The organism is Saliniramus fredricksonii (assembly GCF_900094735.1).
Lineage (GTDB): Bacteria > Pseudomonadota > Alphaproteobacteria > Rhizobiales > Beijerinckiaceae > Saliniramus > Saliniramus fredricksonii.
The window spans coordinates 860,761-880,683 of record NZ_FMBM01000002.1 but is presented as its reverse complement, the minus strand read 5'-3'; the positions used below and the strand labels follow the sequence as shown (position 1 = coordinate 880,683).

Sequence of the window (19,923 nt, the reverse complement as noted above, 5' to 3'; positions counted from 1 at the left end):
CTGCTACGCGCCATCGAAGCCGGAGAAATCGGCAAACTCCTCAACAGCCGCGCGCTGCGTTTGAAGCGCGTTGATCGGCGCATCGCGATCCTCGTAGCCGAGCGCCATGCCGCAGACAACGACTTCGCTCTCGTCCAGGTTCAATGCCTCGCGCACCACGCCCTGATGCGGCGCGAAGGCCGCTTGCGGGCAGGTTTCCAGTCCGAAGCCGCGCGCGGCCAGCGAGACATTTTGCAGGAACATCCCGTAATCCAGCCAGGAGCCGATTTCGAGGCGCCGGTCGATGGTGAATATCATGCCCACAGGCGCGTCAAAGAAGACGTAATTGCGGCCGTGCTGGGCGTGCATCGCCGCGTGATCGCCCTTTTCGATGCCGATCAGGCCGTACATGTCCCAGCCCACCTTGCGACGGCGCGAAAGATAGGGCTCGAAGAACGTCTCCGGATAATAGCGATATTCCGCCCCGCCCGCCGGGCCGGCATCATGGGCGGCACGCACCGCGCGCGACAGCGCCTCCTTCGCGGCCCCGGCCAGCACATGCACGCGCCAGGGCTGCATGTTCGTCCCCGACGGCGCGCGCGAAGCGATGGCGAGGATTTCCGCGACCCTCTCACGCGGCACCGGGTCCGGCCTGAAGGCGCGCACCGAGCGGCGTCCGGCGATCGCCTCGCGCACATCCAGATGCGTTGCGCTCACGGCTGCGAACCGTCCTCGGCAACGTCTTTTTCAGCCTTCTCGCCCTTCTTGCCGAACATCTTGCCGAACCAGCCTTTCTTGTTGCCGTCGGCGGCTTCCTCCGTCTCCTCGCCTTCAGGTGGCGGGGCGACAATGCTGGAGAAATTGTCGAAAAACTGGCCGGCGAGTTTCTTGGCGGTGGAATCGATCAGGCGCCCGCCGAGCTGGGCGATCTTGCCGCCGACCTGCGCCTTGACGTCGTAATGCAGGATCGTGTTCTCGCCCTCTTCCTCGAGCCGCACCGCAGCCGAGCCCTTGGCATGGCCCGCCGCGCCGCCGGTGCCCTCGCCGCTGATCGTGTAACCTTTCGGCGGATCGATGTCGGAGAGCGTCACCTGGCCTTTGAACGAGGCCTTCACCGGGCCGATCTTGAGCGTCACCTTGGCCGCCATCTCGGTATCGGAATGCTTCTCGATCTCCTCGCAGCCAGGGATCGAGGCCTTGAGCACCTCGGGATCGTTCAATGCGGCCCAGACCACTTCGCGCGGAGCGGCGATGGTGCGCGTGTCGGACATGTCCATGGGCTGTTCTCCCCTTGATTGCTTCAGCGTTGCCACCAGCATAGCCGATCATGGCGGCGATCATAGCCCGCCCGTGGCATCGCCGTTGCGGCAGCCGGGATGGGCGCATTCTCACGGGTGGCTCAGGAGCCGAGCCTGTCCTTGAGCGTGTCACGGATACGCTGCGAGAGCCCGTCGCGGACGTTCCGATAGGCGTCGAGTCGCTGCTCCCGCGAACCCTGTTCGAGCGAGGGGTCTGGCGTCGGCCAGTATTCGACATCCGCCGCAATGGTGCGGGTGAGTTCCAGAGCGGCGTGGTGGGCTTCCGGCGTGAGGGTGATGATCAGATCAAAATTCAGCCCCTCCCATTCCTCCAGCTCGTCGAGGGTACGGGCCTTGTGGCGGCTCGCATCGATGCCGATTTCCTCCATCACCGCGCTCATGAAGCCGTCCGGCTCGCCCTTGCGCACACCGGCGGACTGGATATAGGCGGATTTGCCGAAATAATGCCGCGCCAGACCCTCCGCCATGGGCGAGCGAATCGCATTGTAGCCACAGACGAAGAGCACGGACTGCACTTTGGCGGATTGTACCCGGGTTTTGTCGTCGGCGGCGCTCACGGCGCTCAGCCTTTCCAGTGCAGGGCGAAGATCAGCGTGAAAATCCGCCGCGCCGTATCGAAATCGACGCTCACCTTGCCTTCGAGGCGCTGCGCCAGCAGATCTGCCGCCTCGTTGTGGAGGCCGCGCCGCCCCATGTCGATCGCCTCGATCTGGGCAGCGGAGGCGGTGCGGATGGCGTTGTAGTAGTTGTCGCAGACGATGCCGTAATCGCGGATGATTCGCCTGAACGGTGTCAGCGAAAGCAGATGCGTCATCACCGGCGCGCCGTCCTGCGTCATGATCTCGAAGGAGAGGCGGCGCTCGACGATTCCGAGCTTGAGCCAGTACGGCCCCGCATCGGTTTCGGGAATGCGGAAATGGTTCGATTCGAGGATGTCGTAGATCGCGACCGCGCGCTCGTGTTCCTGGTCGGGGCTGCCGCGCCCGATCGATTGCTCGTCGAGGGTCAGGGCGACGAGGCGGTCGCTCTCGCGGAACTCCGTCTGCTCGCTGCCCCCGTCGCCGCTCATGCCATGATCCTCACAGATTGAGCCTGACCGCAACCGAACGCGCATGCCCTTCCAGCCCCTCCGATTCGCCGAGCGCAATGGCGGCCGGGCCGAGCGCGCGCAGGGCGCCGGGGGTGCAGTGCAGGATCGAGGAGCGCTTCATGAAATCGAGCACGCCGAGGCCGGAGGAGAATCGCGCCGAGCGGGCCGTCGGCAGGACATGGTTGGGGCCGCCCACATAATCGCCGATCGCCTCCGGCGTATGCGCGCCGAGAAAGATCGAACCGGCATTGCGCACGCCGGGCACCAGCGCCTCGGGATCGCGGGTCTCGATCTCGAGATGCTCGGGTGCGATCCGGTTGACCAGCGCCAGCGCGCCGGCGAGATCGGGCACGAGGATCACCGCGCCGTAATCGTTCCAGCTCGCCCGCGCGATTTCCGCCCGCTTCATGGTGGCGAGATGGCGCTCCACCGCATTGCAGACCGCATCGGCGAGGGCTGTATCGTCGGTGACGAGGATGGATTGCGCGGCGGTGTCGTGCTCGGCCTGGGCGAGGAGGTCGATCGCGACCCAGTCCGGATTGGCGGTTTCGTCGGCCATGATCAGCACTTCCGAGGGGCCGGCGATCATGTCGATCCCGACCTGGCCGAAGACCCGGCGCTTGGCGGCAGCGACATAGGCATTGCCCGGCCCGACGATCTTGGCCACCGGGGCGATCGTCTGCGTCCCGTAGGCGAGCGCCGCCACGGCCTGGGCGCCGCCGATCCGGTAGATCTCGTCGACGCCCGCAATCTGCGCCGCGACGAGGACGAGCGGATTGATCACGCCGTCCGGCGTCGGCGAGACCATGACGATGCGCTCGACCCCCGCCACCCGCGCCGGCGCGGCGTTCATCAGGACGGAGGAGGGATAGCTCGCCGTGCCGCCGGGCACGTACAGCCCCACCGCCTCAATCGGCGTCCAGCGCCAGCCCATGGTGACGCCGAGATCATCGGTCATGCGCTGATCGGCGGGTCTTTGGGTCTCGTGGAAACGCACGATGCGCTGATGCGCCAGTTCCAGCGCCTCCAGCGTCTGCGCATCGCAGGCCGAGCGCGCCTTGTCGATTTCCGCGTCGCTGACCCGCAGGGATTGCGGGGTGAGATCGAGCCGGTCGAAGCGGCGCGTATAATCGATCACAGCCGCATCGCCGCGCGCCACCACATCCGAAATGATGGTACGGACGGTATCGTCGACTTCCTCGGAGATTTCACGCTTGGTGCCGAGGAAGGCGGCGAATGCCGCATCGAAATCTTCCTGGCGCGCATCGAGCCGAAACGGCATTACTCGTTTTCCTCAGTTTCGATCGGCGGCGGCGGATCCGCCTCCCAGACGGGGCCCATATCACGCATCTGCGCCTCGATGCACTCGACTTCGAGCCGCAGGGCGCGATCATCGGCGAAGAAGAGGATGATGGCGCCCGATGGGGCGTCGCCCGGCTCGAAGCCGATGGCGATGAGTTCCAGCGCCGTCTCGCGGATGCGCGGGTCAAGATTGCGCATCTGCGCGGCGAGGACGCGTTCGAAATGCAGGCCGGTGAGCCTGCGGCGGCGCGGCGCTTCCGGGGCATGCTCCCACTCGTAGCGCCCGAGGCACAAGGCGAAACGTCGCTCGCTTCGCAGATAGGCCAGATCCGACACGCGCAGCTGCCCATGCTGCAGATGCGCGGAGATCACCGCGAGGTCGTCGCTGTCGAGAGCGAGCAGCTTCAGCGGGTCGCTGACATTTGCCGCCGGGTTTTCGTTCTGCTGCTGATCGTCCATGGCTTGCCGATCCTTGTCGCGCACAGGTTTTCGTAACCGCACCCGCACCCCCTTGCAAGCATGAGGCCTTGCCATCATGCCCCGGCATGCGCAAAACAACGCTGATCGGCGGCGATGGATGCGCCGCCTGTGACGGATTCGCGAGATGCTCAGAAAGATCGCTTCGGTCGGCAGCTGGACGATGGTCTCGCGGATCACGGGTTTCGCGCGCGACGTCGTCATGGCGGGAATCATGGGCGTCGGACCGGTCGCCGATGCCTTCGTCATCGCGCTGCGCCTGCCCAACCATTTCCGCACGATCTTCGGCGAAGGCGCCTTCAACGCCGCCTTCATCCCCACCTACGCCCAGACCCGCGAAAAAAAACGGCACCGAGGCAGGCCATCTCTTCGCAAGTCGGATCTGGACGCTGCTTCTGGCCATCCAGATCGGCATGCTCGTGCTGGCGCTGGCCTTCATGCCCTGGCTCGTCTCGGCCCTCGCGCCGGGCGTGGTGGGCGATGATCAGCGCTTCGATCTTACCGTGACGCTGACGCGCATCACGTTTCCCTATCTGCTCTTCGTCACGCTGGTGACGATGCTCTCGGCCCTTCTGAACGCGCATGACCGTTTCGCCGCAGCCGCTGCGGCGCCGATCCTGCTCAATGCCTCGCTGATCGCGGCACTGGCCCTCGCCTTTCTCTTCCCGACGGCCGGCCATGCGGCGGCCTGGGGCGTGGCGCTGGCGGGGGTGCTCGAATTGCTGCTCGTCTGGGAGGCGGCACGCCGCGCCGGGCTTGCCCCGCGCCTCGCGATTCCGCGCCCGGACAAGGCGGTGAAGCATTTCTTCAAGACTTTCGGCCCCGCCGTGATCGGTTCCGCCGGCGTGCAGATCGCGATGTTTGCCGATACCATCATCGCCTCGCTGATGCCCGTCGGCGCCGTCTCGGCCCTGTATTATGCTGATCGCCTCTATCAGCTCCCCGTCGGTGTGATCGGCATCGCGGCGGGCACCGTGCTGCTCCCCGAGATGAGCCGGCGTATCGCCGAGGGTGATATCGTCGGCGCGCATCGCTCGCAGAATCAGGCGGCGGCGATCATCCTCGCGCTTGCCCTGCCATGCACCGTGGCCTTCGTGATGATTCCCGATCTGATCATGCTGGCCCTGTTCGGACGCGGCGCCTTCACCGCACAGGACGCGGCGGCCTCCGGTGCGATCCTCGCCGCCTATGCGCTCGCCCTGCCCGCCGTGGTGCTGATGCGCTCGGCCTTGTCGAGCTTCTATGCGCGCTCCGACACGGTGACGCCCCTGAAAATCTCGCTCACGGCGGTCGCGGTGAACATCGCCTTCAAGATCGTGCTGACGGGCCCGTTCGGTGTCGTTGGCCTCGCACTCGCCACCGCGATCGGTGCCTGGGTCAATCTCGGCCTGCTGCTCGTCATCGCGCAGCGCCGCGCCTGGAGCGCACCGAACGCGCTTCTGGGCAAGAGCTTGATGATCGCGCTCGCCGGCTGCCTGATGCTGGCTCTTCTCGTCGCCGGCCTGCAAGCGCCCGCCCTCACCTTTGCCGAGCGTCATTTTGAGGCTTTGGCCGCCGAGGCCAGCCTTGCGATCCTCGCCGTAAGCGGCGGGCTGGTCTACGGCATCGTGCTGCTGGCCGGCCTGCGCGTAACCGGCATTGCGCTGCGCCCCTTGCGCAGAAATCCCGACCGCGTCGAAGCGCAGGGCCAGGATATCCAGAGTACCGATTGACGCGACTGGCCTGTTGCCGTCAGTCGCTCTGCCGCTCTTCGCTCGGTGTCCCGTCCGGTGACACCGCCGTGCCGCCACCGAGGCCCGGAATATCCTCGAGCCGCGCGAATTCGGGTGCCTGCGCGATCGCTTCGGAATCGAGGGTGAGGATCACGTCGGAGACGGGGTCATTGAACGAATCGTCGCGCGCGTCGGCGGAGCCGGTCCCCTCGACATCCCGCGCAGTGGCCATGGCCGAGACGGGTATGCCTATTTCGCGCTTCCGGATCCCGAGAAGACCGCCGACGGAGACCGTGATTCCGACGAGCTGGCGATTCTGGTCGATGATGATATCGGCGACCGGCCCGATCGTATCGCCGTCGGCGCTCACGACATCGGCCCCGATCAGGTTTTTGGCGAGCACATGTCCCGGCGTCTGCGCCACGATGAAATCGCCCTGCATCTGAAGATCGGCCGGCGCCGTTTCGGCAGCAGAGGAGGATGTCTGCGCAACGAGCGGAGAGGCCATCACGACGGCCACAAGGGCGCCGATCCCGGCGAGCAGCGGCGCCAGGCGGCTGTATCGGTTCACATTGGTGTGGGGTGAAAACCGCATGACCATGCCCTCCTTCGCCTGCACGCCCGGACGCGAAGAACGCCGCCGGGCAGCATGGTGTTCCATCAGGTTGCGCAGCAAACAGTCGCCTGCGCGCAGATGACACGGATCAAAGACGGGGCGAACGGGTTAGTTCAGAATCCCATCACTCGCTAATGTGAGGAATGGGAAAACCAGCTTCCGATGATGAAACCCGCAAAGGAGAAAGCCATGAAGAAGACATTCGCAGCCATGGCCGTCGCAGCCGCCATGTCCGTCTCCGCTCTCGCCGTATCGGCCCCCGCCATGGCCGAAGAAGATGTCGATCTCGTCACGATCCTCACGGCACCCGATGCCCAGACACAATTGATGTCGATGGTTCTGACCCTGCAGTCGATCCAGGCCGGCGCTTCAGCGCACATCCTGCTTTGCGGCCCCGCCGCCGACATGGCGCTGCAGGAAGCACCCGAATCCGCCACCGCGCCGCAGGAGCCGCGCGGCATGAGCCCGCAGGGGCTGATGCGCACGATCATGGACGAGACCGGAACACAGGTCGAAGTCTGCGCCATCTATCTGCCCAACAAGGGCGTCGGCCCGGATGCGCTGATCGATGGCGTCACGGCGGCAGACCCCGCCGAGATGGGCCGCCGCCTCGTTGCGCCCAATGCCCGGATCATGAGTTTCTGATCGCCTGGACGAATGCGTCGCACGGGTCCGGCCTTTCGCCGGGCCCGTGCGGCCCTGCGCGCGTTCATCCCGGGCCAAGACGAGCCGCGCAGCTGAACTTGCATACTGGAAATCGCGACTGCGCATCGCTGCATGGAACTGTCGTCACCGCTGTCGTTTATCGTCACGCCATTTCACGAAAGGAGTGACTCATGCAGGCAAGGCCGCAAAAGCCGCATTCCCGACATCGCCCCCTCGCGCTGCGAGCAGAATCGCGAGGAGCGTTTCGCGGCGCGATGGCGAAGGCGAGCACGCTTTCACTGATCCTCGCCGGCGGAATCGCCGGCACTGTCATCCTGCCCGCCACCGCGCAGGCGGATTACACCGTGGAGACCGTGGTCGAGGAGCTGGCCAATCCGTGGTCGATGGTCTTCCTGCCCGATAGCCGTATGATGCTGGTCTCGGAGCGTCCCGGTCGCATCCAGCTGATTGACCGCGACAGCGGCGAAATGCACGCGGTTTCCGGCGTGCCAGAGGTTCATGCCGAAGGCCAGGGCGGGCTGCTCGACCTCGCCCTGCATCCGGATTATCCGGAGGAGCCGTGGCTTTACATGAGTTTCTCAGGGTCCGACGCGCGCGGTCGCTCGACCACCTATGTCGGACGCGCGCGCTTTGACGCCGAAGAACGCGCCCTTGATGATGTCGAGGTGCTTCACGTGGTCGAACCGTTCGTCAACAGCAATGCCCATTACGGCTCGCGGCTCGCCTTCGACGATGACGGCCATCTGTTCGTGACCGTCGGTGACCGCAATTCGAAGGATTTCGGTCCGCAGCATTACGCGCAGGACCGCAGCACCGGCCTCGGCTCGATCCTGCGCCTCAACGCGGACGGGTCGATCCCCTCCGACAACCCCTTCGTCGACGACCCTGAGGCCGATGACGCGATCTGGTCCTACGGCCACCGCAATCCGCAGGGGCTCGCCTTCCATCCGCAGACGGGTGAATTGTGGGAGAACGAACACGGCGAGAACAACGGCGACGAGATCAACGTGATCGAAGGCGGCGGGAATTTCGGCTGGCCGATCGCGACCTGGGCGGTGAGCTATCAAACAGGGGAGCGCTTCGCGCCGACGCCGCCGGAAGTTACGGGCACCATCGAACCGGTCTACTGGTGGGAACCCGACCACCCCGAGGGCTTCCCGCCCTCCGGTCTGGCCTTCTATTTCGGTGACGCCTTTCCCGATTGGGAAGGCGACATGTTCATGGGGAACCTCGCGCATCGCTATCTCGGACGCTTCAGCGTCGATGGACACGCTGTCGAGCAGACCGGGCGCCTGCTGGAAGATCAGGAATGGCGCATCCGCGACGTCGCGGTCGGCCCGGATGACGGCTATCTTTACGTCATCGTGGATGGTTCCAGTGCCCCCCTGGCGCGGCTGCGGCCAGAATGAGGCAAGCCGCCGGGATTTCCCCGGGGAACCGGCCCGGGGAAACGGAACGGGGCGGCGTTTTGCAGACAATGGTCGCATGAATCCCGCGCAGTTGATGCGCGCCGCTCATTCCTTCGCGAAGGGACGCAGCCGCAGACGGGTTCGGTGCCCCTGGGCGCCGAGCCGTTCACCCGTGGCATCCTGCCCGCGATGATAGAGCTTCTGCCAGCCGGCCTTCGTGGCATCGCTGTCAGGGCGGTTGAGATCGCGGTTGAAGGCATCCCGGCTCTGCGACCATTCGCGATGGCGCCGCGCGAGATCGGGATCTGCCGAGAGCGGCAGAATTGTCGGCGTTACCTCTTCCAGAACGCCCCGCTGCACCGGATAGATATGACAGAACGGCTCGCCGGCAGCGAAAACGACGCGCTGGGCGCTGCGGGTAAAGCGCCAGTTCATGGTGAAGCTGAACGGCGCCCAATCGGTTTCGACGACGCCCGAGAGCGGCGCGATCGCGTCCTTCGGGGCATTGATCGGCCCGCTCACCATCAGATCCCAGCCCGGTTCGGTGCGGAAGATCACCGGCACATGGAAGGTGAGAACGCCGTGCCCGAAATGCGAGATCGCCGCTGGCAGCTGCCCGGGCGTGCCCGTGACACGGATCGCGTCGAGCCCCTCTCCCCCGTCCCAGACCGCATGCGTCTCGTGCGGACACAGCAACTCCCAGCCATGCGCATTGGCAATGGCGAGCGGCAGGCAGCGATAGGCGAAACGCGCATGCGTCGCGTCCATCCATTGCCGCTCGACAGGCGCCGGGCGCATCTCCAGCTGATGTCCGTCGATGAGGAAGGCCTCGAGCTTCACCGTGCACTCCGTTTCATGGACCGCTGGCGGGGCGCAGTTCCCCCGCGCCCCGCTGCTGCAGGCATTGTCCGGCCTCAGCGGGAAATCCGCAAGGCGTTGATCTGGTTGCCGATATGACGGAACGCATCGACGAGGGCCTGTTGTGAATCGGCCCGGTAGACGTGCCGGTTCGGCGTCGTCGCGCATTGCTCCAGCAAGGCTTCGACATTGGATGCGTCGGTATAACCCTGCGGATCGAACAGCACCGTGTAGAGTTCGATATCGCGCCCCTTGATCCGCTCGCAGACCTCGGCGGTACGCTGGTCGAGCGTATTCATGATCTGGTTGCGGTTGCGGGTGCCGAAACGCTGGCGCGCGACATATCCGGTACCCGCGTAATCCGAGCGGTTCCAGTGGTTGTTCTGCGGAACGAAATCGTTGAAGCCATCCGTCATCAGGATCACGATCTTGCGATGCCCCGGCGCATAGGGCCGCGCCTCCGGCACGAAATCCGGGGACAGCATGCGCCAGGCCCAGACGAGGCCGGTGGCGATATTGGTGCCCGACAAGCCATAGGACATGAAGCTCTCCGCCGCATTGATCAGCGTGCCCCGGTTCCCCGTCAAGGGCACGATCGGATCCGGGCAGGCGAGGTTGGGGCCCCGCTTCGCGACCATGTAGGGCCGGCTGGAGATGGGTGACTGGTCGGGTGTCACGCCGGAATTGTATTTCCAGATCCAGGCGCGGCGCACATGCACGTTCCAGCGATTACCGACCCAACCGGGAACGCCACCGGCATGATCGGGAAGATAGTTGTTCCGGATGCTGCCATTGTGGTCATGCTCATCCGGCCAGAAATACGGCACGAAATAACTGTCAAGATCCGACCCGTTCGGCGCCTCATCACCGACATCAAGCGGATAGGGCCGGCTTTCGACACAGCCCTTCCACGGCACATCCATCGCGTTGAACAGATGGAAATGGTTGGCACGCGGCACACGGCGGTCGCAATCGACCGGGGTTGCGTTCGTCAACGTACCGTAAGGCCAGGAACCGGCGGCCTGCGCTTCGCCTGCACCGAACATCTCGGCGAGGAAACCGGCGAAGCCGCTGCCCTCGTCGGCCCCGTCCGTCGCAACAGCAGTCTCTGCTCCGGAGGGTGCGGGAGGCGCCGGCGGCGCCATGGCGAAGACCGGCCCGTCATCCATCACCGGTGCACGCTGTCCCAGATCCGGATGCGGCGGCGGTGGTGGAGGCGGCGGAGGCGGCGGAGGCCCCGGCGGTGGCGGCGGTGGTGGTGGTGGCGATGGCGGCGGCGGGGGCGGCGGAGGCCCGGGAGGTGGGGGCGGCGGTGGCGGGGATGGCGGCGGTGGCGGGGGGGGCGGTGGCGGGGGCGGCGGCGAATAACAGCGATTGTCACGTATCCCCACGCCCGCGAAATTCTCCCCGTGATGCCGCGCCTGGCCGGACACATCCATCCAGCGCATGTGATCAGGGTGACCGGAAACATTCACTGTCGTAACGTAAGGAACGAGCGAGACGCGGACATTGTCGGTATTGCGCCCCGCCGGCTTGAGTTCGTCGATGAGGCCTCGCGTGGCCTCACGCATGGCGGGGACATGCGTGCGCATCGAGCCGGTCACGTCCAGCGCCACGGCGATTTCAGCCGAATCCACTGCCGCCATGGCCTCGGCGACGATGGAGCCGCTCATGGTCTCCTTGCCCAGCACGCGCGTCAGTGTCGTGGGCAGGGCGTAGTCCATCTCGATACGCGCTCCACGGCGTTCCTGCATGAAGACGATATTCACCTGTGCGAAGTCCACCATGCGCGGCAGGCGCTCCATGATGTAGCCTTCCAGATCGGCCCGGATTTCATCCTGGGTCACGTTCGGGTCGGACATGCGCTGGGCCGCCGCGAGCGCGGCGGCATCGACGAGGCGCTGCGCTTCGACCCTGGCACCGGTCGAACGTCCGTAATCGACGGCCGCACCGGCTATCCCGACGAGCGGGACCGTCGCGAGTGCGAAGACGATGGCGACATTGCCGCTCCGGTCTCGCAAGGCGTTGCGGAGGATTGTGGGCGAAACCCGCTCGAGGAAGGCTGCGGCCCGGCCCGCCAATCGGCGGACGGAAGCCGTGCCGTGCGCCACATTCGCGCGACGCGCTTTACGCAACTGATCCATGGTTACCTCACGAGCAGTGAGACCGGTTCGCCGGTCTTCATTCGTACCGGATTTGCAAATGGGTCGATCGCAAGCAGCGCAACGACACTTCCTCTTGGTAATGTACAAATTTAAAATAATTACTTTCCCGATTCAGGATTTGTGTAAATTTGGGATTACAGAAAATTAATAGCAACTCAGCCGAAACAATTTTAAATTGCCAAATGAATTACTCGCCACGCTTTGCAGGAGCTGGGCGCCGGCAATTCGCACATGATTTCCGGTTCGGATGATGCTAAGGCCCGGACCGGCGCGTTCAGTCGGCAAAATATCGGGGCGCAAAGGTGGCGAAGAGTACACTCGACAAGGATCTCGGCAAGGTCGACACGCTGGAGACGGCGACCGCGTCACGCGCGCGTGCGATGGCGATGCCGGGCCTGCTGCTCGTCTTCTTCATCGGTGCAATCACTCTGGCGAGCCTGTTCGTGATCGAGGGACCGCTGAGCTGGTTCGTCATCGCGGCAGCGGTGATCGCGGCCTATATGGCGCTCAATGTCGGCGCCAATGACGTGGCCAACAATATGGGCCCGGCAGTGGGCAGCCGTGCCCTCTCGCTCGGCGGCGCCCTCGTCATCGCCGCTTTCTGCGAGGCAGCCGGCGCGATCCTTGCCGGCGGTGACGTGGTCAACACGGTTTCGCGCGACCTCCTGCGTCCGGATGATGCGATGCCGGCGCTGCAATTCATCCTGGTCATGATGTCGGCCTTCCTCGCCGCAGCGATGTGGATCAACCTCGCGACCTGTCTCGGCGCCCCGGTCTCGACCACGCATTCCGTGGTTGGTGGTGTGGTGGGTGCCGGGATCGCGGCGGCGGGATTCTGGGTGGTACACTGGCCGATGATCGGCGCGATCGTGGCGAGCTGGGTGATCTCACCCGGCCTCGGCGGACTGATTGCCGCAGCTTTGCTCGGCTTCGTCAAATGGTCGATCCTGTTGCGCGAGGATCGTGTTGCGGCGGCACGGCGCTGGGTTCCGGTGATGGTCGGGCTGATGACCGGCGTTTTCGCCATGTATCTGGCCAATAAAGGCTTCTCGCGCATCTGGAACCCCTCCGCCCTGACCGTCCTGGCGCTCGGCCTGGTCTTCTTCCTGATCGGTTGGGGCATGTCGCGGCCATGGGTGGCCGAGCGTGCCAGGCATATCGAGAACCGTCGCAAGCATATCGCCAACCTGTTCACCGTGCCGCTGATCTTTGCCGCTGCATTGCTTTCCTTCGCCCATGGCGCCAACGACGTCGCCAATGCCGTCGGGCCGCTCGCGGCCATCGTCGCCGCCGCAGAGACGGGATCGTCGGAAGTGGGACGCGTCGCCCTGCCGCTCTGGGTTCTGGTGATCGGCGCGATCGGCATTGCCGTCGGCCTCGCCCTGTTCGGGCCGCGACTGATCAGGATGGTGGGCGAGAAGATCACCAGGATGGACGCGATCCGCGCCTATTGCGTCGCGCTTGCCGCTGCGATCACGGTGCTGATCGCCTCGGCGCTCGGCCTGCCGGTCTCCTCGACGCATATCGCCGTGGGCGCGATCTTCGGTGTCGGCTTCCTGCGCGAGGCGCTGATGAACAAGGGGGTGCCCAACCCGGCCGTGCAGCCGACCTCGCTCTTCCTGCGGGTCGACAAGCTGAACAAGACACCCGAGGACGCCATTGCCAAGGCGCAAAAGCGCGAGCGCCGGCAACTGGTACGGCGCCGGCACGCGCTGGGTATCATCACGGCATGGATCGTGACGGTTCCGGCGGCTGGCACGCTGGCAGGGTTGCTCTATCTCCTGATGCAGGCCTTCGCCGATTTCTGATGGAAATGCTGGCCTTTCAGGCGATCGCCTCGCGCTTGCGCAAATGCGCATGCAGGCTCTTTGTGACCTCGACGAGGCGCGGCTCCGACAGAAGACGGCGCGCCTCCGGCAGCAAGGCCCAATGGCGATGCCGCTGGCGCGACTCCTTCCACGGGTCGAGCTGCCGGGTCACTTCGAGCGGGTAGAGCGCCACGCGCAGGGGCGTCCGGGTCATGCCCTTGATCTTGACCGTGTCGTAACTGCCGAACGGCTCGGGCCAGACCTCCCCCTCGACACCTGCCTCCTCGAACGCTTCGCAGGCAGCGCTTTCGGCCGCTGTCATACCATCGATGATGGCGCCCTTCGGGTAGATCCAGCGACCCGTGCGACGTGACGTGACCAAAAGGAAGGCCACATGACCATCCATGATACGGTAGGGGATCGCGCCGACCTGGATAACCGGGTCGACCCCATCGGCATGACCGGCACGGCGCATCAGGGATGACAGCAAGGCGCACTCCTGCAATTGCGCGGAAGAATCTTCAGCAGCAATTAGCAGCTGCGCGCCTGCTGTACAATCGTATGGCGCCGGGTGCGCAGCGGATCAGTTGCGTGTGCTGCGCCGCTTGCGCCGTTGCTGGCCGAGGCCCATTTCCTTGGCGAGCTCGGAGCGGGCCCGGGCATAGTTCGGTGCGACCATCGGATAATCCGCCGACAGACCCCACTTCTCCCGATACTCCTCGGGAGTCATGTCGTATTGCGTACGCAGATGACGCTTGAGTGACTTGAACTGTTTGCCATCTTCCAGACAGATGATGAAATCCGGCGTGACGGAACGCTTGATCGGCACAGCCGGCTTGGGCGGCTCCGCAGGCAGCTCCGCCGCCTTGCCGGCAAGGCCGGCGAGGGCCCCGTGGATATCGGCGATCAGGCCTGGCAGATCGGCACTCGGAACCGGATTGTGGCTGACATAAGCCGAGACGATATCGGCGGTCAGGTCGATAAATTCAGCGCGATTTTCTTCGCTCATTGCTGTTGCGATTCCCTGAGGTTTTTGTGGATGGAGGCCTCGCGAACCGGTTTCTTCCAGAATATTCTTTTTTTACGGCACCGGCCATCCTGCGGACGTAAAGCGGAACGGCCTGTTATATTGCCGGTATCGAACATAACATCCTCAGGCTTAGTCAATGATTGCCAAGATTGCAAGAAGCAATTCAAGGTATTTAACCGGTGCTTTCCTTCGCAACGTGACCTATGGCCGAATCGTCGATGGCGTCCCATATTACGCATGGAAAGAGATCCGATGCCGCCTGCGGCGCCCCTTGGGATGGAGTAAAAGCATGAGTGACGTTCCCGCTCAGGAGAAAATCGTCAAGAGCGACGAAGAATGGCGCGAACAACTCACGCCGGAGCAATACCAGGTTACCCGCAAGGAAGCGACGGAGCCTGCCTTTTCCGGACCGCACTGGGACGAAAAGCGCGACGGCCTCTATCGCTGCATATGTTGCGGCAATGCGCTGTTTCGATCAGAGACCAAATTCGATTCCGGCACCGGCTGGCCGAGCTTCTATGAACCGATCGCCCCGGACGCGATCGGTGAGCGTGTCGATCGCTCCTGGTTCATGCGCCGTACCGAGACCCACTGCGCACGCTGCGAAGCGCATCTCGGGCATGTCTTCAATGACGGCCCGCGCCCCACGGGCCTGCGCTACTGCATGAACGGCCACGCCCTCGATTTCATCCCGGACGAAGAATGAGCATCAAACTGGCAAAAGCCAAGCCTCCCGTCACCGAGCGGCGGGAGCAGGTGACGCATGCACATGGCATCGCGCTTTCCGACGATTACGCCTGGCTTCGTGCCGAGAACTGGCGTGACGTGCTTGACGACCCCGCCACCCTGCCGGCCCCGATCCGCGCGCATCTCGAAGCGGAGAACGCCCATACCGAGGCCGTCACCGCGCCCCTCGCGACCCTGCGCGAGACCTTGCGCGCGGAGATGCGCGGGCGGATCAAGGAGGATGATTCCTCCGTCCCGGCGCCTCACGGCCCCTTCGCCTATTACCGGCGCTTTCGCGAGGGCGGCGAGCACCCGCTCTTCTGCCGCACACCGCGCGATGGCGGCGAGGAGACGCTGCTGCTCGACGGTGATGCGCTCGCCGACGGCCATGCCTATTTCGCCTTCGGCGGCGTCGATCACAGCCCCGACCACCGGCTCATCGCCTGGTCGAGCGATACCGAGGGTTCGGAGAGCTATACAATCCGCATCCGCGATGCGCAGACCGGGATCGATCACGACGATACCGTAACAGAGGCTGCCGGCGATCTCGTCTGGGCGCGCAACGGCAAGAGCTTCTTCTATGTGGAGCGCGACGACAATCACCGCCCCGTCCGCGTCAAACACCACGTGCTCGGCACGCCGGAAAGCGCCGACGCTCTCGTCTACGAGGAGCCGGAACCCGGCTGGTTCGTCTCGCTCGACGAAACCCGCTCCGGGCGCTTCGCCGTCATCGGCATCGCCGATCACGAGACGAGCGAGGCGCGGCTGATCGATCTGGAGGCGCCTGATGCGCCCCCGCGCCTGGTCGCGGCCCGTGAGACGGGCATGCTCTATGATGTCGAGCATCACCTTGAGCGGAAGCGCCTCGTCATCACGACGAATGCCGGTGGCGCCGAGGATTTTTGCATCGTCACTGCGCCGCTCGCCACGCCGGAGCGCGCGCATTGGCGCGATCTCGTTCCGCACCGCAAGGGCGTGATGATCACTTCCGCCCTCCCCTTCGCCCGCCATCTCGCCCGGCTTGAGCGCGAGGACGCCAATCCGCGCATCGTCATCCGGGAATGGGAGAGCGGCAAAGAACACATCATCGCCTTCGACGAGGAAGCCTTTTCCCTCTCGATGCAGCCGGGCTTCGAATACGACACCGAGATTCTGCGCTTCGGCTATTCCTCGCTGACGACACCGGCGCAGGTCTGGGATTACGACATGGCGTCGCGCGAGCGCACCCTGCGCAAGACCCAGGACGTGCCGAGCGGCCATGACCCCGACGACTACGTCACGCGGCGTATCCTTGCGCAGGCCCCCGATGGCGCGCAGGTCCCGATTTCGCTGATCCATCGCCGCGATGCGCGCGATACCGGCCCCGCGCCCTGTCTGCTCTATGGATATGGCGCCTACGGCATTGCCATGCCGGCGAGCTTTCGCACCAGCATCCTCTCGCTGGTCGATCGCGGCTTCGTCTATGCGATCGCCCATATACGCGGCGGCACCGAGAAGGGCTGGCACTGGTACGAGAGCGGCAAGCGCGAACACAAGCCCAATACCTTCACCGATTTCCTCGCCTGCGCGCAAACCCTCGCCGATGAGGGCTTCACCCGGCGCGGCGCGATCGTCGCCCATGGCGGCAGCGCCGGCGGCATGCTGATGGGGGCGGTCGCCAATATGGATCCCGGCATGTTCGCCGGCATTCTCGCGGATGTGCCCTTCGTCGATGTGCTCAACACCATGCTCGATGCCGAGTTGCCGCTGACGCCGCCAGAATGGCCGGAATGGGGCAATCCGATCGAGAGTCGGGAGGCCTTCGACCTGATCCGCAGCTATTCGCCCTATGACGCGATCACGGCGCAGCCCTATCCCCCGATCCTCGCCCTGGCCGGCCTCTCGGATCCGCGTGTAACCTATTGGGAGCCGGCGAAATGGGTGGCGCGGCTGCGCGCGACGATGACAAGTGGCGGGCCGATCCTCCTGCGCACCAACATGGATGCCGGCCATGGCGGCGTCTCGGGGCGCTTCCGGCAGCTGGAGGAGACCGCCCTCGTCTACGCCTTCGCCCTCGCCTGCACCGGGCATGCGTCATGAAATGACTTCCGTCTCTGGAACCTCCGGGCGACCTCGGCAGTTTATCGCCCGGGGCGTCGCCGTTCGGAGGATCATGATGGCGGAGAAGAAAACGTCGAAGCGCGGTTTTGCATCCATGAGTCCGGAGAAGCAGCGCGAGATCGCCAGCAAGGGCGGTCAGAGCGTGCCGGCCGGCAAGCGGTCCTTCGCCCAGAACCGCGAACTGGCATCCCAGGCCGGCCGCAAAGGCGGGCAGACATCGCAGACGCCGAAGCGTCCGGATGTCCCGTGAAAGGCGCTATGTCTCGTGTGGAGCAACCTGCCAGGCGAAGGCATCGAGCGTACGGCCATGGCTTTCGCTGGCATAAGCCTCCAGAGCTCGTAGATCCTTGATTTGCAGCAATCCGCGGGAGTAGCTGATGATACCTTCGCGCTTGAGCTTCGACCAGACCCCACCCACGGTCACGCGGCGCAGACCGAGGACTTCGGCCAGCGAATCCTGTGTCAGTACGAAAGCCGAGTCGTGCATGCGGCGATTGGCGAAAAGCAGCCAGTTTACGACCTGCGCCTCGGCCTGATCGAGTCGCGCGCTGACGACGGATTCCATCAATTGCACCACGAGCGACTGCGCATAACGCATCATGATCAGCCTGTAGCAGGCAAAGCGCTCCCCGGCCTCATGCATGGCCGACATCGGGATATAGCTCACCTCTCCTGCAACCCGCACCACGGAATTGCTCAGCGAGTGGCCCGCTCCGAGGATCACCGCGAGGCCGAGAAAGCCCTCATTGCCAATGGCCGCCTTTTCCGCAAGCGTGCCGTTTTCCCGCTGACCCATCAAGGAAATGATGCCGGTATGCGGGAATACGGCATGGGTGAAGGGCATCTTGTCGGCATAGAGCACCTCGCCGGTCGCAACCGGACGCCTGAGCGCATACTCTGCGAGAAATCCGCGCGCCTCCTGCGAGAAGGCCCGCAAGATCAGGTTTTCCACGCCAATTCTCCTTCCCGCCGCCGGGAATCGTCCGCGCCGACAGCCGGGGGCGCTGGCCGGGGCGACACTTTGCCCGGGCTCAACGAAACCGGGCCGAATCTGGTTCACATATTGTGAATGTAAAATCTAGATGAGCAAATTCGCAAAGTAATCTATGCAAGACGACAAGCAAAACCCATGGACGATCGGCTTTGGCTCGGAGCCTGCATTTTTACACAACCTTATGTCAATATCAGTTTCAGTTTTATCTTTAAAATAGAATTCGAAGTTGTGCTTCTGCTATAAAAACGTCTTCTTCGTATTGAGTGGCTAAACAAAAGTTTTAACGATTCAGAAAGCCGATATATGCAAAATTTTTGACACATGAAAACGCGATTATTCGCACAAGAAACGCATCTGCCCTAACTGAAAACGGGAAGTGCGGAGTGGTTGGGGGATCACCATGGCTTTATTCAATCTCGCGCGCACCAGGCGCGCGGAAAATCTGGCACACGATACAACTTCCCTTACGGCAAGCACCTTGTCCTTCGCCGTTCTGGCGGACAACCTGCCGGTCAACATTCTCGCCCTCGATCCGCAAACCGGCATCATCACGCATGCCAACCGCACCAGTATCGAGACCTTGAAGCGCATCCGCGCACATCTGCCGAAAGGCTTTGATCCGGACAGGATCATCGGCAGCTCCTTTGACGTCTTCCACGCTCGCCCGGAGCACCAGCGCGCCATCGTGGCCGATCCGAAGAACCTGCCCTGGCGGGCCAAGATCAAGCTCGGCCCGGAGCGGATGGATCTCAACATCACCCCCGTCTTCGACGTTCAGGGCCGCTACGTCGCCGCCGCCCTGACCTGGTCGGTGATCACGGAATTGTCGAATTCCATCGATGCCTTTGATGCCATCATGGAAGAAGCCATGCAGGGCGTGCGTCGTGCCAATGGCAGCATGCGCGACGCCGCCGATAGTGTCATCGGCTCGACCCGTGAAGCGACCGAGACGGCAACCTCCGCCTCCTCAGGGGCCGAGCAGACCAGTGCCAATGTCCAGGCCGTCGCCGCCGCAGCCGAGGAACTCGACAGCTCCATCAGCGAGATCTCGCGCCAGGTGGACCAGTCACGCGGGATCACGAAGAATGCCGTGCAGGAGGCCCGGGAAACCTCGCAGAGCGTGCAGGCCCTCGCGGATGCGTCCCAGAAGATCGGCCAGATCGTCTCGCTGATCCAGAACATCGCCGGCCAGACCAACCTGCTCGCCCTCAACGCCACGATCGAGGCTGCCCGCGCCGGAGAAGCCGGCAAGGGCTTCGCCGTCGTCGCCCAGGAAGTGAAGAACCTCGCATCCCAGACCGCCAAGGCGACCGAGGAGATCTCCGAGCAGATCGCCGCCATCCAGGAATCGACGCAATCCACCGTCTCCGCCATAGGGCGCATCTCCACCACCATCGACACGATCGACGAGACTTCGGTGGCGATCTCGGCTGCGGTCGAGGAGCAGGCGGCGACGACGAGCGAGATCTCGCGCTCGGTCACCGAAGCAGCCACCGGCAGCGCGTCGGTGAGCCAGGCGATGGGTGACGTCGCGCAGGCAGCGCGGCGTTCGGCGGAGTCGGGAAAGAGCATGACAACAAGTGCCTCGACGGTCGATGCGGAATGCGAGCGCGTCGCCCGGGCGGTCGCGGATTTCATCGAACAGGTGCGCAAGATCTGAGCTCACGCGCCA

19 protein-coding genes and 1 pseudogene are annotated in these 19,923 nt (G+C 64.3%); 8 read left to right on the top strand and 12 right to left on the bottom strand.

The genetic code is table 11. The annotated features are described in order from the left end of the window. Positions 1 to 3: 3 nt before the first annotated feature. The 6 genes from GA0071312_RS10720 to GA0071312_RS10695 form a co-directional block, all read right to left on the bottom strand. On the bottom strand, positions 4 to 696 hold the full coding sequence (locus GA0071312_RS10720) for a nitroreductase (protein WP_074444957.1): 693 nt from the start codon (positions 694 to 696) through the stop codon (positions 4 to 6). Further along, on the bottom strand, positions 693 to 1,256 hold the full coding sequence (locus GA0071312_RS10715; protein WP_083204504.1) for an SRPBCC family protein: 564 nt from the start codon (positions 1,254 to 1,256) through the stop codon (positions 693 to 695). Before GA0071312_RS10715 ends, GA0071312_RS10720 begins: the two co-directional genes overlap by 4 nt. 122 nt (positions 1,257 to 1,378) lie before the next feature. Next, positions 1,379 to 1,855 (bottom strand): arsenate-mycothiol transferase ArsC, encoded by a 477-nt coding sequence (locus GA0071312_RS10710; RefSeq protein WP_275262067.1) that lies wholly within the window; start codon positions 1,853 to 1,855, stop codon positions 1,379 to 1,381. 5 nt (positions 1,856 to 1,860) lie between these two features. Beyond that, positions 1,861 to 2,367, bottom strand: a complete 507-nt coding sequence (locus GA0071312_RS10705) for a UPF0262 family protein (RefSeq protein WP_074444956.1) — start codon at positions 2,365 to 2,367, stop codon at positions 1,861 to 1,863. 10 nt (positions 2,368 to 2,377) lie between these two features. Further along, complete coding sequence (hisD, locus tag GA0071312_RS10700) at positions 2,378 to 3,670, bottom strand: histidinol dehydrogenase (RefSeq protein ID WP_074444955.1); 1,293 nt, start codon at positions 3,668 to 3,670, stop codon at positions 2,378 to 2,380. Continuing rightward, positions 3,670 to 4,149: a DUF2948 family protein gene (locus GA0071312_RS10695; protein ID WP_074444954.1), complete on the bottom strand. Its 480-nt coding sequence runs from the start codon at positions 4,147 to 4,149 to the stop codon at positions 3,670 to 3,672. Before GA0071312_RS10695 ends, hisD begins: the two co-directional genes overlap by 1 nt. A 145-nt stretch (positions 4,150 to 4,294) precedes the next feature. Here GA0071312_RS10695 and murJ point away from each other — a divergent pair. Beyond that, positions 4,295 to 5,879 (top strand): annotated as a pseudogene (gene murJ, locus GA0071312_RS10690) (murein biosynthesis integral membrane protein MurJ). A gap of 19 nt (positions 5,880 to 5,898) precedes the next feature. Here murJ and GA0071312_RS10685 read toward each other — a convergent pair. Beyond that, the gene (locus GA0071312_RS10685; RefSeq protein WP_165604009.1) at positions 5,899 to 6,474 is read right to left on the bottom strand and encodes a PRC-barrel domain-containing protein; all 576 of its coding nucleotides are present in this window, start codon (positions 6,472 to 6,474) and stop codon (positions 5,899 to 5,901) included. A gap of 210 nt (positions 6,475 to 6,684) precedes the next feature. Between GA0071312_RS10685 and GA0071312_RS10680 the strand changes: the two genes are divergently transcribed. Both GA0071312_RS10680 and GA0071312_RS10675 read left to right on the top strand, forming a co-directional pair. Beyond that, positions 6,685 to 7,140: a DsrE family protein gene (locus GA0071312_RS10680; protein WP_238947184.1), complete on the top strand. Its 456-nt coding sequence runs from the start codon at positions 6,685 to 6,687 to the stop codon at positions 7,138 to 7,140. A gap of 275 nt (positions 7,141 to 7,415) precedes the next feature. Next, positions 7,416 to 8,570, top strand: coding sequence for a PQQ-dependent sugar dehydrogenase (locus GA0071312_RS10675; protein ID WP_083204503.1), 1,155 nt, complete (start codon positions 7,416 to 7,418; stop codon positions 8,568 to 8,570). Between the two features lie 105 nt (positions 8,571 to 8,675). On the opposite strand, the gene GA0071312_RS10670 is transcribed toward GA0071312_RS10675, so the two are convergent. Further along, positions 8,676 to 9,410 carry a DUF6065 family protein gene (locus GA0071312_RS10670; protein ID WP_074444951.1) on the bottom strand — a complete coding sequence of 245 codons (735 nt, stop codon included), beginning with the start codon at positions 9,408 to 9,410 and terminating at the stop codon, positions 8,676 to 8,678. Between the two features lie 74 nt (positions 9,411 to 9,484). Further along, the gene (locus GA0071312_RS20495; protein ID WP_083204502.1) at positions 9,485 to 11,572 is read right to left on the bottom strand and encodes a TadE/TadG family type IV pilus assembly protein; all 2,088 of its coding nucleotides are present in this window, start codon (positions 11,570 to 11,572) and stop codon (positions 9,485 to 9,487) included. Positions 11,573 to 11,895: 323 nt separating this feature from the next. Here GA0071312_RS20495 and GA0071312_RS10650 point away from each other — a divergent pair, with 323 nt between their 5' ends. Beyond that, positions 11,896 to 13,401: an inorganic phosphate transporter gene (locus GA0071312_RS10650; protein WP_074444950.1), complete on the top strand. Its 1,506-nt coding sequence runs from the start codon at positions 11,896 to 11,898 to the stop codon at positions 13,399 to 13,401. A 16-nt stretch (positions 13,402 to 13,417) separates the two neighbouring features. Here GA0071312_RS10650 and GA0071312_RS10645 read toward each other — a convergent pair whose 3' ends face one another. Next, complete coding sequence (locus tag GA0071312_RS10645; protein WP_131817774.1) at positions 13,418 to 13,891, bottom strand: NUDIX hydrolase; 474 nt, start codon at positions 13,889 to 13,891, stop codon at positions 13,418 to 13,420. A 93-nt stretch (positions 13,892 to 13,984) separates the two neighbouring features. Next, entirely contained in the window at positions 13,985 to 14,410 is a 426-nt protein-coding gene (locus tag GA0071312_RS10640) for a Ros/MucR family transcriptional regulator (RefSeq protein ID WP_074444949.1), read from the bottom strand. Positions 14,411 to 14,720: 310 nt separating this feature from the next. Between GA0071312_RS10640 and msrB the strand changes: the two genes are divergently transcribed. The 3 genes from msrB to GA0071312_RS10625 all read left to right on the top strand — a co-directional run bounded on the left by msrB (position 14,721) and on the right by GA0071312_RS10625 (position 17,507). Continuing rightward, positions 14,721 to 15,137, top strand: coding sequence for a peptide-methionine (R)-S-oxide reductase MsrB (gene msrB, locus GA0071312_RS10635; protein ID WP_074444948.1), 417 nt, complete (start codon positions 14,721 to 14,723; stop codon positions 15,135 to 15,137). Beyond that, positions 15,134 to 17,236, top strand: coding sequence for a S9 family peptidase (locus GA0071312_RS10630; RefSeq protein ID WP_083204500.1), 2,103 nt, complete (start codon positions 15,134 to 15,136; stop codon positions 17,234 to 17,236). The genes msrB and GA0071312_RS10630 overlap by 4 nt, the downstream gene beginning before the upstream one ends. Before the next feature lie 76 nt (positions 17,237 to 17,312). After that, positions 17,313 to 17,507: a con-10 family general stress protein gene (locus tag GA0071312_RS10625; RefSeq protein WP_108721861.1), complete on the top strand. Its 195-nt coding sequence runs from the start codon at positions 17,313 to 17,315 to the stop codon at positions 17,505 to 17,507. A gap of 6 nt (positions 17,508 to 17,513) precedes the next feature. Here the strand turns inward: GA0071312_RS10625 and GA0071312_RS10620 are convergent, their stop codons facing one another. Continuing rightward, positions 17,514 to 18,209 carry a Crp/Fnr family transcriptional regulator gene (locus tag GA0071312_RS10620; protein WP_083204499.1) on the bottom strand — a complete coding sequence of 232 codons (696 nt, stop codon included), beginning with the start codon at positions 18,207 to 18,209 and terminating at the stop codon, positions 17,514 to 17,516. Between the two features lie 520 nt (positions 18,210 to 18,729). Between GA0071312_RS10620 and GA0071312_RS10615 the strand changes: the two genes are divergently transcribed. Continuing rightward, on the top strand, positions 18,730 to 19,911 hold the full coding sequence (locus tag GA0071312_RS10615; RefSeq protein ID WP_238947183.1) for a methyl-accepting chemotaxis protein: 1,182 nt from the start codon (positions 18,730 to 18,732) through the stop codon (positions 19,909 to 19,911). The last annotated feature ends 12 nt before the right edge of the window (positions 19,912 to 19,923 follow it).